Raw genomic sequence first — 15,340 nt, 5'->3', positions numbered from 1 at the left:
TTACGGTGGTCTAGTTTGGATTTTGTTGAATTTCACAAGTCTGAGGGTATAGCAAATAAGCACTTGTCAGAGTGATTTTTGGACTTCACAAAGTCAGTGCTTGTAAACGCCGGTGTATAGGCAAATTTGTATAATCGCGTTTATGTCATCTAGAAATTGGTCTAGGCGGCATCACGGAGTGATATACGATTGTTGTTATACCAGTTGACGTACCATCCAACAGCGGCTTGCACATCAGCGATACTCTCGAAATCCTGTTGGTAGATCAGCTCCCTCTTGAGTAACGAGTGAAAACTTTCGATGCGGGCATTATCGTAAGGGTGCCCTTTACGGGAGTAAGAGTGCCTAATACCTATGGACTCCAGTGTATTTTCAAACAATTCGCTGGTATACTGGCTTCCCATATCGCTATGCACATACAGTGGTTTTTCACCTCGTCTTAGCGCCTTAACGATTACTGAGGTTGCTAGTTGAGCTGTCATCGTATCTGCGATTCGATACGACAGCACCTTACGGTCTTCCGGATCATATGCACTAGCCATGTAAACCCATGTCTTATCGGTCAACTGGATATACGTAATGTCAGTTGTAATTACGCCACTTAGGTCATCCAGATTGATAATGAGATTTGGCATCTGATCTTTGTCATTGACTGTTGTAGGCTTGTTATATCGCTTTTGCATACGCGATTTCAAGCCAGCTTCACTCATCAATTGCCATACAAAGCGGTCGCTGATTGCTAGTTTGAATAAGTCGCGCATGGTTTTAGCAATTCGTCGATAACCATAAATGCCTTTATTGGCTGTGTAAATTGATTCGACGGCAATTCTCAATTTGTTGTGTTGTATTTCTTGTGCGCTCGGCTCCCAATGGATCCAGTCAGAGTAAGTGGACATTGGAATTTTCAAAGCACTCAGAACGCGTGTGATGCGGTGCCCCTGTACCAAATTTTTGTGGATAATTGGTAAAACAACACTTCTACCGCGCAAAACTAATGTTTTGCCAGCAACACCGCCGCACGTTTTAAAATTTCGAGCTCTTCTTTCAAAATTGCGTTTTCCTTACGCAACTTCTTCAATTCATCAGCTGATATTGATTCGCCATTCACTTCTACAGGCGCATATTTTTTGACCCAATTCCGAATTGAAATCGGCTGAAGGACCGTATTCCTTGGATAATTCATCGGGCCGACGGCCCGCTTTAACCATCTCCACGATGGACTTTTTATCATAAGAGCAATGCGTTTAAATCGTGTAAACTAATCCTTGGTTCTCCCATCAAGAGAACTAAGCAGCGTAAGATCTAGACAGTCATCCGCTGCTACCCATAAAATTAGCAAGCCCCAGAAACTCAACGAAGTTTCTGGGGCTTTTACTATGCCTTGGATTCGATTCTTTTTTCCTTATTGTACCGGTAGTGATAATGATTTCCCTTTAAAGTTCGAGCACTCAGGCCAATGATTTCTGAAATTTCATCATCATTTTTACCGTTGTCTCGCTCAATCTTATATGCTGCATACCGAGCTTCATATGCCGCTTTAATTTTCATGCGACTTATTTCATTTTGGGCCTGTTGGGTTAAATGTTGTGTTCGTGCATCGGGTACGACTGACTTTTTCTTTGCCGGTTGTTCGATTCTGACGTCCATATTGATTGACGATGCAAAGTTGTAATTGATAGGTTCGAAAAATTTTGAATCACTCATATTAATTAACCCCCTTGGATTCATGCACGGATAAGATAATGTGACCAACGGAGTTACTTTTGGCATACTTCAACGCCCGATCACGGTTCGCCGTTTCGTACACACGAGTACCATTCTGTGTTTGCACAAACCAATATGGTTTAGTCACTGTTAATGGTGTGGTAATTAATTTTTGCCATTCTGTCTGATTCATCGTGTATCAAGCTCCTTTACGTAAAAATATGATCATTTCTCTCCAAAATTAAGTATAGAATCATACTTCAAATTATATCACTCGTTTCATAGGCCGATTAGTTATCTTGAGGCTTGGTAGCCTTAAGTGCTGGAATCAGCTTGTTTTGTTCTTTGGTTTGAATAATCAAAGAATAAGGGGCGTCATTATTAGTATGTGCCTCAATAATATTAATAATGGCAAAATAGCCAGCGATGATTATAAGCAGCGTAATCAGCACTGCCACCAATAAACCAAAGCGATACCATACCCAAGAGAACAGCAGTAGGGGCAAAATGAAATGAATGTGGCGAATAACGAATATCGAAAATGCAATCGCACCACCGACAGCAGCAGCTATGAATCGCCATGAAAAAAAGATAATGACTGCCATGATTATTAGAAATGCCATGATTTGTCCTCCATTAGGATATATGTATCCCGGACGCAGCCGGGGTTAAAACTTATTTTTCGCGCTTCTTCATACCAATCAATGACAAGCCACTCATTAGGAGCAGGGCGACTGCAACACCGTTAGTAGACTTTTGAGATGCCCCCGTTTCAGGCAACTTTACATCGAGTGGTAGTGGCTTAGGTGCAACGGAAGTCGATGACTTTGTAGGAGATAGGGTTCCCGTTGAATCGTCTTCGCGTTGTACACTGACTGGGAGCAAATCTGTGTCGTCGACATTCGTCTTCAGCACATTTGAATCTCCTGTAACCTGCTGATCCAGTTGATTATTGTTGGCTGATGTGTTGACTGTCTTGTTCGAAGCATTAATTGCATCTTGGGCAGCCTTTCCAGCAGAAGCAACTGCTTCATTGGCTTTGTCCAAGTCTTGCTGCGCCTTCAGTAGTGCACTCTTAGCACTTTCCAGCTCGTTTTGTGTTTTTTGTAGCACAATCTTTTGTACGCTTTGAGTAGCTAGAGCATCTTCAAGATTGTGTTTAGCGTTTGCAAGTGCTGTTTCATCCTCTTGCAATTGATCATTCGCCGCCTTCAAAGCTTGTTGACGAATAGCCAATTCTGTTTGTAATGCTTGGGTATCAGATACCAATGTAAGTTTTTTCTGTGCATTAGCTAAATTATCTTTAGCAATTACTAGTGCGTGGGTTGCTTCAGTAACTTTATTCTTGTCGGTTTCGATGGTCTTAAGTGTGTTTTGTAGCTTGGCCTTTGCCGTTTCAAGTTCTGAATTAGCTTGATTAGCTGCCTTGGTAGCCGCGTCCAAAGCGCTTTGTGCATCGCTATTAGCCTTAGCCGCCACTTCCACCAAAGCAGTAGCATTCTTGCTGTTTTCAGTATCCGCTTTTAATTGATTTTGCGCGTTAGCTAAGTTTGTTTTAGCTTGATTTACTACTGATTGTTGCTTTGCATAAGCTGGGTTAGCAATCCAGCCAGTGTTTTGGTTGACGTAAGGAGCGTCAGTTACCGTCATGTCACTACGTTGAACGGCATAAGGTGTCATAACATAAAAGTCCATTAGGAAGTCTACTTCAGGCGTCCAGTAAGCTCCAAAGGCATTTGTGTAGGCGGTGCTACCATACTCTTTGTTCGAGTCAATTAGCAGATTATCACGGTGTCCCCAATCTTGGGCACCATCTTGATAAGCCATGGCAGTTAGGGCATTCAAAACTTGAACCTTAGCTTCAAGCATCGTACGTGGGGTAGACTGTCCCATGCCTAGATTTTGCGCAATAGACACATGACCGCGATTATTGTCTGAGAAGTAAGAATCTGACGTGTAGTGGTTGTTCTTGGTATTAGCGGTTGCTAAACGCTTATTCATTTCGACGAGGGCCGCTGCTTGTGATGCGTTGGTGATGTGCAGGGGTGATAGTCCATTCTGAGCACGGAACCAATTAATTAGTGTCAATTCATAATTGGCCAGCTCTAGTTGTTGTGCATCGGTCATTCCTGAAACTGAAATGATATCAGAGGCATCCAATCCATTGCTACCATCATATGAATACCAATTTGAATAGAACGGATCATATTCGTGGGCATCTGCATTATCCGGCCTTACTAACTTATCCGGCAATTGGTTGACTTCTTGAATCGTGTTAGCGGCTGTAAGTGGTGACCCAGTCGCCGCAGGTGTTGCAACAGGAAGGGCAGCAATGCTAGTAGGTGTGTTATTCAACTTATTTTCTTCCTGGTTGAGTTTATCTTGCGCGGTATTGATTGCTTGTTTGTCTGAAGCAATTACTGAAGCAGCGTCATTTTGCAACGCATTTGCTTGATCTAGGGCAGCTTGTGTTTTATCGGCTGCCGACTTTGCAACTGCCTCAGATGAGTTGGCCAATGATGCATTGCTTGAAGCAACATTTACAGCTTGAGAATCGGTAACTGCTTGGTGATTACCCTTAGCCAAGGCGTCATTCGCTGAATTCAAAGCAGCGTTTGCACTATCAACGGCCGCAGACTTTTCAACGACAACTGAAGATGCTGAAGCAATTGCACTAGGTTGATTAGTGATTGCTGATTGAATTTCTTGAACACTGTTGCTTGCATTTACAACGGCAGTCTGGTCGCTACTTACAGTGTTTGAAGCAGTAGTAACATCACTTTGTGCAAGAGATACAGCATCATTTGCTGAACTTAACGCACTATTTGCTACGTCAGCATTTGATTGGGCTACCGCAACATTTGAGGTAGCGACTGAAACTGACGCTTGCTTATCCGCTACTTGTTGACCATCTGCTTCAGAAGAACGAGCATCATCCGCGGTTTGTAGTGCCCGATTTGATACGCTAGCGCTTGAAGGCATTGCAATTGAATAATGCTGATTGTCTGTTGATGCACTAGAAGTTGGTACTACCGATACAATTTCCTTTTGCGACACAGATGAAACGGTATCCGCGTTTGCTACCATTGTTGTCCCAGTTACTCCGGTAAACGCTACTACAGTTGAAACAACCCACATTTTACCTGACTTGTACATTTTCTTGTGCATAATACATACTCCATTCTTAAAACCTATATAAATGTATCCAATGGCGATCTTTTTATGGCAGCCACATTCCAAAAAGCAAAAATCTAATCAACAACGTTAATCAACTGGGGATATAACCAAGCAGTAATGACTTCACGATCTGTAAGGGGCGACCAAAAACTTTCGTCCATACTGATTTCTGGAAATCCTCCCGCTGTTAAGATGTCGTTAATGTCGTTAACTGGCCAGAGCTTACCGGTTAAGCCGTCAAATTGTTGTCGAGTCATTTCAATTTTTGGGCCAATCATCTTGCCCTCTACCTTGATAGGCTCATACTCGTCAGCGTCTTCCACCAACTCACCATCTTCGTTGAAGAAAGCATAATTCTTAATAATTAGTGCCACCATGAATTGTGATAGCTCAACAGCAACATTTCCGGGATTACTAACTTCGTAATTTTCAGTCTTTGACATATTGTTACCTCCGATAATTAACCATATTTTGCATAGCAGTCAGAAACCGTGACATAAAAATGTCATTATTCACTAACTGTTCACCAATGCTCTTTTTGATGTCTACACTCCGTAAGGATTTAGAGCAAAATTACATTGATGCTCATATATCTTTGTTTCAACTTTGATGAATCAAGTGGGACCTCATTGTTCTTTTCATCCAGTCCTAAGCCAACTTCAATTCCTTCATCGTTGAAATAAGGCTCTGATGTGATTTCGTACAGATTTTGGGTCATTTTTTAATGGGGTCCAGGGGTTTTGCCCCTGTGCCTGCCGGAGGCTATGGAGTTACGGTGGTCTAGTTTGGATTTTGTTGAATTTCACAAGTCTGAGGGTATAGCAAATAAGCACTTGTCAGAGTGATTTTTGGACTTCACAAAGTCAGTGCTTGTAAACGCCGGTGTATAGGCAAATTTGTATAATCGCGTTTATGTCATCTAGAAATTGGTCTAGGCGGCATCACGGAGTGATATACGATTGTTGTTATACCAGTTGACGTACCATCCAACAGCGGCTTGCACATCAGCGATACTCTCGAAATCCTGTTGGTAGATCAGCTCCCTCTTGAGTAACGAGTGAAAACTTTCGATGCGGGCATTATCGTAAGGGTGCCCTTTACGGGAGTAAGAGTGCCTAATACCTATGGACTCCAGTGTATTTTCAAACAATTCGCTGGTATACTGGCTTCCCATATCGCTATGCACATACAGTGGTTTTTCACCTCGTCTTAGCGCCTTAACGATTACTGAGGTTGCTAGTTGAGCTGTCATCGTATCTGCGATTCGATACGACAGCACCTTACGGTCTTCCGGATCATATGCACTAGCCATGTAAACCCATGTCTTATCGGTCAACTGGATATACGTAATGTCAGTTGTAATTACGCCACTTAGGTCATCCAGATTGATAATGAGATTTGGCATCTGATCTTTGTCATTGACTGTTGTAGGCTTGTTATATCGCTTTTGCATACGCGATTTCAAGCCAGCTTCACTCATCAATTGCCATACAAAGCGGTCGCTGATTGCTAGTTTGAATAAGTCGCGCATGGTTTTAGCAATTCGTCGATAACCATAAATGCCTTTATTGGCTGTGTAAATTGATTCGACGGCAATTCTCAATTTGTTGTGTTGTATTTCTTGTGCGCTCGGCTCCCAATGGATCCAGTCAGAGTAAGTGGACATTGGAATTTTCAAAGCACTCAGAACGCGTGTGATGCGGTGCCCCTGTACCAAATTTTTGTGGATAATTGGTAAAACAACACTTCTACCGCGCAAAACTAATGTTTTGCCAGCAACACCGCCGCACGTTTTAAAATTTCGAGCTCTTCTTTCAAAATTGCGTTTTCCTTACGCAACTTCTTCAATTCATCAGCTGATATTGATTCGCCATTCACTTCTACAGGCGCATATTTTTTGACCCAATTCCGAATTAAATCGGCTGAAGGACCGTATTCCTTGGATAATTCATCGGGCCGACGGCCCGCTTTAACCATCTCCACGATGGACTTTTTAAAGTCCTCTTCATAACGTGTAACCATAAATAAAAATACTCCTATGATGATATTTTACCAAACTAGAAAAACTAGTCCGGAATCTCATCATAAGAGCATAATGCTTAAATCCCACACCACCAGCAATCATTTCAATATCGTCTGTGAAAGCAGCAAACGCAAATCCTTGACCAATTGGTGCAAGGCTAGTAGATATGACAATGACTAGAGAAGTGGGAATATCTCCAAAATTCAAGTCATGCTCATAGAGCCTGATAACCATCGTTTGAATGCCATAACCTGTGTACTTAGCTACACTACTGGTTTCAATAAACAAACCGTCATCGCTTAATGAACTATTCGTTTCTTGCAATAACTTCTTTAGTACAAAGTAGTCATCAAATACCTTTTGAAAGTCATTATTTGTTACGATTCGACTGTTGATTCCTGATAAATCTTGCGATAGTTAGGGTCTTGTGCGATTTTTTGTAGGTTCTTAGTTACCTTGTCCATTATTTTTCTCCTTGATCATTTAGCTCAAGCGTTCCTAGTTGTCTATGCGTCTATCATTTTTGCTTTGTGTGCGTCGCGTGTACGTGTCATCGGATTTAATTATTCCCTGTTGCAACAATTCAAGTCTAAGCACGCGATCTTCATAAACTTCAGTGTGGATGCTTAAAAAACCATCTGGGGCGACACGACTGAATAGTCGTTTGAATCGCTGAACGGATTGTCTAACCATGTTTGTCCCTCGAAACTTTCTTGTGCAGTCGAAGTTGTTTCGGCCGAGTGTTTATCAATCGCTTCATCCAGCGGACTCCATTTTTCATATGTGGAGAACGGAGAGGAAAAACCGTATTTTCGATCCAACTCAACCAATTTATTCTCCAAGTTTTCCGTGCTTTCTTGGTTTCTGGCTTTTTGTTCTTCAGACAGGTTCTTTTCAACCTTTTTGACGTAACTCATATACGTGGTTAATGACCCAAAGTCATCATTAATCCGCTGCAATTGGTGACTAAATGTTTCTTGCTGCATTTCGGAAATTTTGTATTCGGCCTTGGCCAGTTCAGAAACGCCCACGGAATCTAGTTCATCCTGGTGGGCGATATACCAAATTTTTCTTGGTGATCCATGCAACCTTGTCTCACGATTGAACGAATCACGCAGTTCATCAGAGAAATCTGACAATAGTTTTCGCATATTTCGTAATCCTTTCTAAGGGCTATCACTGACTGGGACAAAATCACCACAGGCAATGGTGGATGCACTTTATAAACCATTCATTCTAGGTGCCAAGGGCTTTGTGCACTATTTATCGGGCATCTCATTCAGTAGTTAGCTAATTTGCGGTCTATTTTGGCGCCCACTTTCCATATGTATCCGTCCGTGAATGCGGGACGGGAAGTAAATCAGTTAGTATCCTTAAAACCTCCTTTAACTTTTCCCGGTCCTCTTTTGTGACCATCGTTGTTTCATTTTGACGAGTCTGCAAAACGATAGGCGGATTTCAAACGCAAGGTCGGCAAAGCCGAACGTAGTGGTGCCTTGCGTTTGAAACTAGAGTTACTTTGTGCGTTTAGCACTTAGTAACTCTGCCTGTCGTATTGTGGGATTGGCAAAAGGAAACGATGGGTAAAAAGTGGGCGGTGGAGGAGTTGATTTGACCCCCGCTTGCGGGGCCTGGGGTGTGGGGTGGTCAAATGTCAGCTCACATTTGACCGGATAAATTAGACATACTTCTCGGCAAGCAAGACAATATCTTCTGGTTCAAAAAAATCCGTGATAATACCTTGTGTACCGTCCCAACTAGTTAAAAACTTATCTGCTGAAACAGGGCGCTTATTGTGGTCTAAACGCCAGGAACGAATTGAAATGTACCCATCTTCGGGTTCCATATCGGCCCAGATGGCTATAGTCTCATTCACAATCATTGGTTCGGTCCCGTCTGACTTTAAAAATGCTTGGGCTTTTTCAAATAGGGTCTTGTTCATTTTTAGTTTCTCCGTTTTCTCCCGGCCTTTATGGTCGTTGCTTAATTTGTCATGTTGACGTGATAGCATTACGTCAAGGAAGTTCAGAACACAAGGGCGGCAAAGCCGTTTATATACCCTTGTGTTTTGAACTAGTGTGCTTTTACGCTTTAGCGTTTAGGCACACTCCTTGATGTATTGTTAGCTCGGCAATGTGACAAGCAACGATCATAAGGGCGGTGGTATGTAATTAGAACCCCAGTGGGGGCTGGGGGAATGAGGCAAAGCCTCCTATTGAATAATCCAGTTTCGTAATGAACCTTGTGTGATGATGGAAAGTTGGTTTAGAAAATTCACTAAGGGCATGCGAGACTCAAATTGTTCTGCTATTAAATTGGCAACGTAGTTATACTGAACGAACGACATTGCAAAATCGCTAGCTGTAAGTTTGAACGTCGTCTCAGTAAATAAATCACTTGAAAGGACAATTGAAACTGTGGACGCGGTATTAGTAACACGGAATGAAAAGTTTCCGCTTGGTGTTTGGACCGTCTTAATCATGCGCTTTCCCCCCAAAAAATGATGTTTCAAATATAATAATAATTCGGTGTAATTAACCTGGAGAAAATGGCGGAAATGAATGCGAAACAAATCCGATCCCGCTTGCGGGGCTGGGGTATTAGAAAAAAGGCCGAAGCCTTGTCCTTATGTTTCTAATCAAGAATTTCTGAATACGCTTGTTCAAACTGTGTTTTCAGTTCGCCGGTTGCGATATTCCATTTTTTAAAAACAGGTCATTCAATGACTCGTAGTTTTCTGAATAAATCTCCATGTATTCTTTGTTGCCTATCTCGTAGAAATGCCACAAATTGTGGTTTAATGCTGCAACCAATTCAGCCAGGTAAATGGGATTTTGGCTGTCATTAACAAACGCTTTTAACCGTCTAATTGTTTCTAAAATTTTCTTTCCACCGAAGCGGTTGGCGATGGCTAAATCCTCATAAACCGTTGTTTCTGTTTGTCGTCCAAATACTACTGCCATTTTAAAGTCCTCCTTATCTACTTAATCGTCACGTCTACACTGTGAAATGTGTTTCGACCGCCCAATAGGTGTGGATAGTTACCCACGGTTACTAGAACTTCTACACCTACTGGGAAGCTATCTAATTTAGCTCCGTTATTGGCCGTATACGTTCCGATGAAACCGGTTTCATCAGCAATCCTTACAAATCCACGTGCTAAATGACCTACTAATACGCCGTTGAACTGCACAAACATGTTTTCACCTTCAAAATACACATTGTTAATCATTGCAAAACCTCGCATTTCTTTTGTCCTGGGCCAAGCCTGATGCGGCTGGCCTATCTCGTTGAGACAGGATGTTTATTTCAGGTAACGGCGGTATTTGCAAAGCCGGCGCAGCCGAACGTAGTGATGCCTTGCAAATACTGCTAGAGGCACTTAGTGTGTAACACTTAGAGCCTCTGTTACCTGATATAAATTGATGGCTCATAAGAGAGGGGACAGACGTATTGGGCGCCCAGGCGGCGAATGCCGGCAGTATTTGATCCCCGCTTGCGGGGGCTGGGGTTTAGGGCAGAGCCACCCGTTGGGGTGGATGCCGACACATTTATTCAATTTCAATCTTTCGGCGTAACGTTAAACCATTTGCCGTTTTTAAATAAGTAGGCGTATTCAATCATGGCTCCTAAGTTATTCAACCATTCATCAATGCTTGAATAAATCACTGCGTCTACACCAGTTTCGCCTCTGTCTCGTCCGTAAAATCTTGAATAGTCGAACGATTGATACTCATCCTTGATACGTCGAACTTGCTCCGCTGGTAGTTTGGCAAGCTGTTCAGCGTATTCTGGAAGGTCTGGCATAAAATCAAAACCAAACAGTTTTACGCCCTCACTCGGTTCGATATAACGTCCAATGTAACTTGCGTCACCTAAATTGATTAAAGCCGTGGCTTTCTCCAATGAGTTGTAATAACTTTTTAGAGTTTTCAAAAGGTAATCAGGGTATCCGTCCCAATGGCTGTAAATCACCTTGACCGTCCCGCCTTTTTGCAATACGCCAACATTCGCACGTGTACTCATTCGTCGTCCTCCTTTGGGTTAAGTGTGAATTGCAAGCCGTTTTCTTTGGTAGTCTTAAATAACTCCAAATACTTAGGGTCTAACATTTGCTTAGATTTGTTTGTTTCTCGGACACTCCAAACGTGCTCCATTGCCTGATATTCATCAGGGGCAATTGTAGACGGCTTGACGGCCATATCCAGTAATAGCAAAGCTTGATAGAACAACTTAGGGCTTTCCTTTTGTAGGCTGGCGAGGGTGCTGTGAATGGTATTCACTAGGTTAATTGATACGCTTGCTTCTACAATTTCCTCGTAACCCTTTGAAAGCATTGCCTTGTAGTGCTTCTTTGGGACGCGGGTTTCCTTGTATTGGTAAGTCATATCAGAGATTGATTGGGACATCTTATCCAAAGTTAGCTTTGAAAAATCGTCGTAGTATTGTCGTGCCATGTTTCGACCTCCTAGTAGAATTGACCGTAAAATCGACGTAGCGTTTGCAAGTCTGATAGTGTTAGCCATGTTAGGAATTTCGACGCCTTACCGTGACGAGGGCGGGGGATACGGGTTGCAATCATCACCTTGTTACCCAACTTGCCCTCGTAATCTTCTTCGTAAAGTCCGACCTCAAACATGACTGGATTATTAGTGTTATCGACCAATAGGGCATAACCGTTTCCAAACGATAGCTTGACTGTTCCATGGCTCTCCAAAAAAGCCTTGGCTTGTTCAAGGAAATACTTATCCGACATTTTGTTGTGCTTCATACAGACGCACCTCCACATAATATTTTTGTCACCCTTGGCTTTGTACCGGCTACTGCCTGTTGTAGCTGGCTTATCTCGTTGAGACGTGAAATTTATTTCATGTAGCGGGTGAATTTGCAAGGACGGTGTAGCCGAACGAAGTGGTGCCTTGCAAATTCACCTAGAGACACTTAGCGTGCATCGCTTAGTGTCTCTGCTGCATGTTATAAATAATCGGCTCATAAGAGAGAAGACAGATATAACAGGTAGTCTGGCGCATGCCAGTTATCAGATCCCCACGTTTTCGTGGGGCCTGGGGTCGCATACATAATGGGTAACGAATATCATATGAAGTGATGAAGGAAATTTAAGCGGTGGTAAAATTAAAATGTGGCATTTTACTTATAAGTTATGTATGGTGTTGACTTAGAAACCGACAGGGGAGAAAAGCAGCAATGGTTGATTACGGAAGAATTTTGAAGGATTACATTGAGGATGAGTCAGATCAGTTTATATTACAATTCAATGGTTCGTGGGGTTCAGGCAAAACATACTTCATCGAAAAATTCATCGCAAAACAAAGAAATACCCACGAAATAGATGGCGGACATATTTATGTCAGTGTATCCGCTAATGGCGTGGGTAGTATTGAAGAGTTTAAACAGCGACTAACGGAAAAGCTCATAGCTGAGTTGATTAAAAATGATGACAGCACAAAAAAATTAGCGTTTAAAACGCTAACTATGGCAAGTAATATTTTGTCTTCAGACGGGTTGAATTTAATCTTAAGCATGGCGGGATCAGACAAAAAAATAGATGCAGCTAAAAACGTCGGGAAAAATGCGGTTAATAGCTTTGCAAATAAACTTCTGACAAAAATTTCCCAACAACGATTGGTACTCGTAGTCGATGATTTTGAAGAATCACTAATGTTGCCACCTCACGTGCAGTTTTAGGAGAATTATTAGAAAACTATGTTCACTTACAAGCTGCAAAAGTTATTCTGATTTCTTCTGAGCGAAACATTCTGAACGATTCCAAAAGTACGGGCGTGCAAAAAGACGTGGATTTAGAAACCAATCAAAATGATGCTGTCGCCCCATGGTTCCAAGAAGTGCGAGAAAAGTATATTGGGCGTTTAATACAGTACAGACCAACCTATAAAGCAACACTTAAATCCATTGCTAACGATATTTTAAACCGTCAACATGATGATTATTTTTCAAGGTATAGTGCAGCCATGGTGGCACCTTTGGAAAAGATAGGAGACAAGCTAGATGAATCTGATTTTTACGGACTAGATGGAGGGCAATTTTTTAAAGGTGAATTGTCAATTCAACCGGAACACTTGAGATAAATAATATTCTTTAGCCGATCTCCAGCCGAAAAGCTTTCGAGGTCGGCTATTAATTTGCTCAACCATTTGTTCAATGTATTCGTCTGAATAATCTTCGATTGCAGTCCCTTTAGGGACGTACTCACGGATTAGCCCATTTGTATTTTCGTTGGTCCCACGTTGCCATGGAGCGTGGGGATCAGGAAAGTAAAACTGGACATCGAATTTCTTTGTTATCTCATCTTGCGCACTGAATTCATTTCCGCGGTCTGGAGTTAAAGTCTGTATCTGACTAGTTGGAAGGGAATCTAGCATTGAACCTATGATTCTCATAACATCGACGGTTTTCTTTGATGCCGCTCGTTTTGAAAGTAATATTCTGGTCTTCCTATCAACCATTGTGACCAATACTTGACCGCCTTTACGGCCAATAACAGTGTCCAGTTCCCAATCTCCAATTCGAGAGCGACAACCTGCTTCTGCAGGTCGCTCGTCAATCGTATTTGGAATTCTAATCTTACCTCGACGCTCGACATGACCTTTAGTATGTCGAGTTTTTCCTCTATGCCGAAGCGCACGAGCAATGCCCCGAGCTTTGTGACTTTTCACCGGCTGGCCCAAGTTATCTCTATAAATCGCTCGGTAGATTGTATTTGCGCTAATAATCGTATGACCTTTTGATATCTTTAGTCGACCAGCTATCTGTTCAGGCGACCAATGTTTTTGATTAATTCCATATATAACTAGTTCTCGCAGTTCAGTGTTATCTAACTTTCGGTGTTTATGCGACTTCGTTCGAGCAAGCATGTGCTTTTGATCGGCATCCTCAGCTTCATAAGTTGAGCCAACACAGCGGGCAATCTCACGAGAGATTGTCGAAGCGCTTCTACCAATTTCTTTTGCAATGCTACGCATTGACAACCCTTCTCTGAGTAAAACTTCTATACGTCCGCGATCAAATGCGGTAAGCTGATGATAATGACTCATAATGTTTCCTCGCGTTCTGTATGTTCTAGACAAACTACATTTTACGCTGGTTCATTATGAGTCAGTTTTTATTTAGCTTAGTGTTGCACTTGAATTGTAAATTCAAGAACTTAAAAATTTAAGACATTCACAAAGGGCAATACACCAGTATGTTAGTTTTTTTAGGGAGGTCACCCGATACTCTGTTGATTTAGATAACGAGTTTGCTGTACTAGAACGATTGCAAACTCAGTATCTTCCTATAATTTTTACTATTTCAATACTTGATATAGAAGCACAAATTAACGGCAATAATATTGGCGAGCTGTTAATGGAAAACAGCACTTCAAAAAACAGCATTTCTAACGTGTCTGAGGCAAATGTCCCAGAACACAGGCTTTGGGATGCTTATGAAAAGATGGCTAGACCATTACTGTCAATACTTCACGGCGAGTCAGAAACCTTTTTCCGTCCTGGACAAAGGTCACTGCTTCCATCGTTGGAAAAGCCAATCCTTAATTATTTGATTCTAGGGCAAAGGGACGACACAAATGAAAAGTTCTTCAAAGAATTAGTTGATACGACAAGCAAAGATTTAGAAGCTGAACGAAATCGCGTTGATACTCTTTATTCAATTGGTCAAACCTGGTTTAAGGAAAATAATGATTCTGTTCTTATAGACGAAGAACGTAAAATACTATGTTCTTTCGAAAAGGAGTTATCTAGCAATACTTTGTCAATATATTCGACTCATGATTTCAACAAGTGGATTGAATTTTTGATAACAACAACCGGTACAGAAGCAAATGGATGGTTTTTATCTCCATACATATACGAATACCACCTATCGAGAATTTTTACAGAGCTCATGAATAAAGCTAAAAATGAAAATCACGATCCTAAACAGGTAATACCTTGGCCCCTATATGATGATATTCTTCCTGAAAGCGAAATTTCCAAAGTGAAAAAAATTTTTGAAGTGGCGTTGGACGTTTGGATACGTAGCCAGCCAAAAGACCCGGAAGAAAAGTTGCTCCAATTAATTTTAAGTTCTACAGGTCCATATCGAGACTATGACATGACTGTTGAACAAGTTGATTATCTTACTAAATCAATCAATAACAACCCGCAAAATTTTGATTTAGAATTTTATTGGAGAATTAGGTTTGCTTTTGATGAAACTACACTTTACGAAATCAAAAGTGGCAAACTTCCAAAATTGAAAGATGCAATTAAAAATCTAACTCTGGCTATGCATAATGCTTCGGAATACTTAGCAGCCATTGATAATACAAAAATTAAGCGTCAAAACATTGAGCGCGGACTTACTGGTAAGAATGGTCTTGAAACAATTTTGCACATATGACGACGTTACTATCTCGAA

At 41.6% G+C, this 15,340-nt stretch carries 22 protein-coding genes; 3 read left to right on the top strand and 19 right to left on the bottom strand.

The features are described 5' to 3' along the window. Nucleotides 1–161: 161 nt before the first annotated feature. From OIT45_RS02575 to OIT45_RS02490, 18 genes are all read right to left on the bottom strand, one after another. Entirely contained in the window at nucleotides 162–989 is an 828-nt protein-coding gene (locus OIT45_RS02575) for an IS3 family transposase (RefSeq protein ID WP_264329899.1), read from the bottom strand. A 2-nt stretch (nucleotides 990–991) separates the two neighbouring features. Next, nucleotides 992–1,183: a transposase gene (locus tag OIT45_RS02570; protein WP_264330248.1), complete on the bottom strand. Its 192-nt coding sequence runs from the start codon at nucleotides 1,181–1,183 to the stop codon at nucleotides 992–994. Between the two features lie 191 nt (nucleotides 1,184–1,374). Beyond that, a complete protein-coding gene (locus OIT45_RS02565) occupies nucleotides 1,375–1,704 on the bottom strand; it encodes a hypothetical protein (RefSeq protein WP_199405003.1) in 330 nt (109 codons plus the stop codon). 1 nt (nucleotide 1,705) lies between these two features. Continuing rightward, on the bottom strand, nucleotides 1,706–1,897 hold the full coding sequence (locus tag OIT45_RS02560) for a hypothetical protein (protein WP_199405004.1): 192 nt from the start codon (nucleotides 1,895–1,897) through the stop codon (nucleotides 1,706–1,708). A gap of 97 nt (nucleotides 1,898–1,994) precedes the next feature. Beyond that, nucleotides 1,995–2,327 (bottom strand): hypothetical protein, encoded by a 333-nt coding sequence (locus tag OIT45_RS02555; RefSeq protein WP_199405005.1) that lies wholly within the window; start codon nucleotides 2,325–2,327, stop codon nucleotides 1,995–1,997. Between the two features lie 52 nt (nucleotides 2,328–2,379). After that, nucleotides 2,380–4,872 (bottom strand): SEC10/PgrA surface exclusion domain-containing protein, encoded by a 2,493-nt coding sequence (locus OIT45_RS02550; protein WP_199405006.1) that lies wholly within the window; start codon nucleotides 4,870–4,872, stop codon nucleotides 2,380–2,382. An 83-nt stretch (nucleotides 4,873–4,955) separates the two neighbouring features. Further along, nucleotides 4,956–5,324 (bottom strand): hypothetical protein, encoded by a 369-nt coding sequence (locus tag OIT45_RS02545; protein WP_199405007.1) that lies wholly within the window; start codon nucleotides 5,322–5,324, stop codon nucleotides 4,956–4,958. A gap of 488 nt (nucleotides 5,325–5,812) precedes the next feature. Further along, nucleotides 5,813–6,640: an IS3 family transposase gene (locus OIT45_RS02540; protein ID WP_264329899.1), complete on the bottom strand. Its 828-nt coding sequence runs from the start codon at nucleotides 6,638–6,640 to the stop codon at nucleotides 5,813–5,815. A 2-nt stretch (nucleotides 6,641–6,642) separates the two neighbouring features. Beyond that, complete coding sequence (locus OIT45_RS02535) at nucleotides 6,643–6,903, bottom strand: transposase (protein WP_264329950.1); 261 nt, start codon at nucleotides 6,901–6,903, stop codon at nucleotides 6,643–6,645. Further along, nucleotides 6,887–7,228, bottom strand: a complete 342-nt coding sequence (locus OIT45_RS02530) for a hypothetical protein (RefSeq protein WP_264339841.1) — start codon at nucleotides 7,226–7,228, stop codon at nucleotides 6,887–6,889. The genes OIT45_RS02535 and OIT45_RS02530 overlap by 17 nt, the downstream gene beginning before the upstream one ends. Nucleotides 7,229–7,530: 302 nt before the next feature. After that, complete coding sequence (locus OIT45_RS02525; RefSeq protein ID WP_199404995.1) at nucleotides 7,531–8,055, bottom strand: hypothetical protein; 525 nt, start codon at nucleotides 8,053–8,055, stop codon at nucleotides 7,531–7,533. Nucleotides 8,056–8,582: 527 nt separating this feature from the next. After that, nucleotides 8,583–8,846 carry a hypothetical protein gene (locus tag OIT45_RS02520; protein WP_199404994.1) on the bottom strand — a complete coding sequence of 88 codons (264 nt, stop codon included), beginning with the start codon at nucleotides 8,844–8,846 and terminating at the stop codon, nucleotides 8,583–8,585. 270 nt (nucleotides 8,847–9,116) lie between these two features. After that, the gene (locus OIT45_RS02515; protein WP_199404993.1) at nucleotides 9,117–9,386 is read right to left on the bottom strand and encodes a hypothetical protein; all 270 of its coding nucleotides are present in this window, start codon (nucleotides 9,384–9,386) and stop codon (nucleotides 9,117–9,119) included. A gap of 193 nt (nucleotides 9,387–9,579) precedes the next feature. Beyond that, complete coding sequence (locus OIT45_RS02510) at nucleotides 9,580–9,867, bottom strand: hypothetical protein (RefSeq protein ID WP_199404992.1); 288 nt, start codon at nucleotides 9,865–9,867, stop codon at nucleotides 9,580–9,582. A gap of 17 nt (nucleotides 9,868–9,884) precedes the next feature. Then, nucleotides 9,885–10,136: a hypothetical protein gene (locus tag OIT45_RS02505; RefSeq protein ID WP_264339839.1), complete on the bottom strand. Its 252-nt coding sequence runs from the start codon at nucleotides 10,134–10,136 to the stop codon at nucleotides 9,885–9,887. A gap of 329 nt (nucleotides 10,137–10,465) precedes the next feature. Further along, entirely contained in the window at nucleotides 10,466–10,930 is a 465-nt protein-coding gene (locus OIT45_RS02500) for a hypothetical protein (RefSeq protein WP_199404990.1), read from the bottom strand. After that, a complete protein-coding gene (locus OIT45_RS02495) occupies nucleotides 10,927–11,361 on the bottom strand; it encodes a hypothetical protein (RefSeq protein ID WP_199404989.1) in 435 nt (144 codons plus the stop codon). The genes OIT45_RS02500 and OIT45_RS02495 overlap by 4 nt, the downstream gene beginning before the upstream one ends. An 11-nt stretch (nucleotides 11,362–11,372) precedes the next feature. Further along, complete coding sequence (locus tag OIT45_RS02490) at nucleotides 11,373–11,675, bottom strand: hypothetical protein (protein ID WP_199404988.1); 303 nt, start codon at nucleotides 11,673–11,675, stop codon at nucleotides 11,373–11,375. 434 nt (nucleotides 11,676–12,109) lie between these two features. On the opposite strand from OIT45_RS02490, the gene OIT45_RS02485 reads away from it, so the two are divergent. Continuing rightward, nucleotides 12,110–12,610, top strand: a complete 501-nt coding sequence (locus OIT45_RS02485; RefSeq protein WP_264339837.1) for a KAP family NTPase — start codon at nucleotides 12,110–12,112, stop codon at nucleotides 12,608–12,610. A gap of 95 nt (nucleotides 12,611–12,705) precedes the next feature. Further along, entirely contained in the window at nucleotides 12,706–13,011 is a 306-nt protein-coding gene (locus OIT45_RS02480; RefSeq protein WP_264339835.1) for a hypothetical protein, read from the top strand. On the opposite strand, the gene OIT45_RS02475 is transcribed toward OIT45_RS02480, so the two are convergent. Further along, nucleotides 12,985–13,977, bottom strand: coding sequence for an IS30 family transposase (locus OIT45_RS02475; RefSeq protein WP_264329956.1), 993 nt, complete (start codon nucleotides 13,975–13,977; stop codon nucleotides 12,985–12,987). The genes OIT45_RS02480 and OIT45_RS02475 overlap by 27 nt on opposite strands. A 220-nt stretch (nucleotides 13,978–14,197) precedes the next feature. Between OIT45_RS02475 and OIT45_RS02470 the strand changes: the two genes are divergently transcribed. Next, the gene (locus tag OIT45_RS02470; RefSeq protein ID WP_264339833.1) at nucleotides 14,198–15,322 is read left to right on the top strand and encodes a hypothetical protein; all 1,125 of its coding nucleotides are present in this window, start codon (nucleotides 14,198–14,200) and stop codon (nucleotides 15,320–15,322) included. The last annotated feature ends 18 nt before the right edge of the window (nucleotides 15,323–15,340 follow it).

It is taken from the genome of Weissella sp. LMG 11983 (genome assembly GCF_025908495.1).
Lineage (GTDB): Bacteria > Bacillota > Bacilli > Lactobacillales > Lactobacillaceae > Weissella > Weissella fermenti.
The sequence above is the reverse complement of the archived record's forward strand: the minus strand, read 5'-3'. Positions and strand labels throughout refer to the sequence as shown.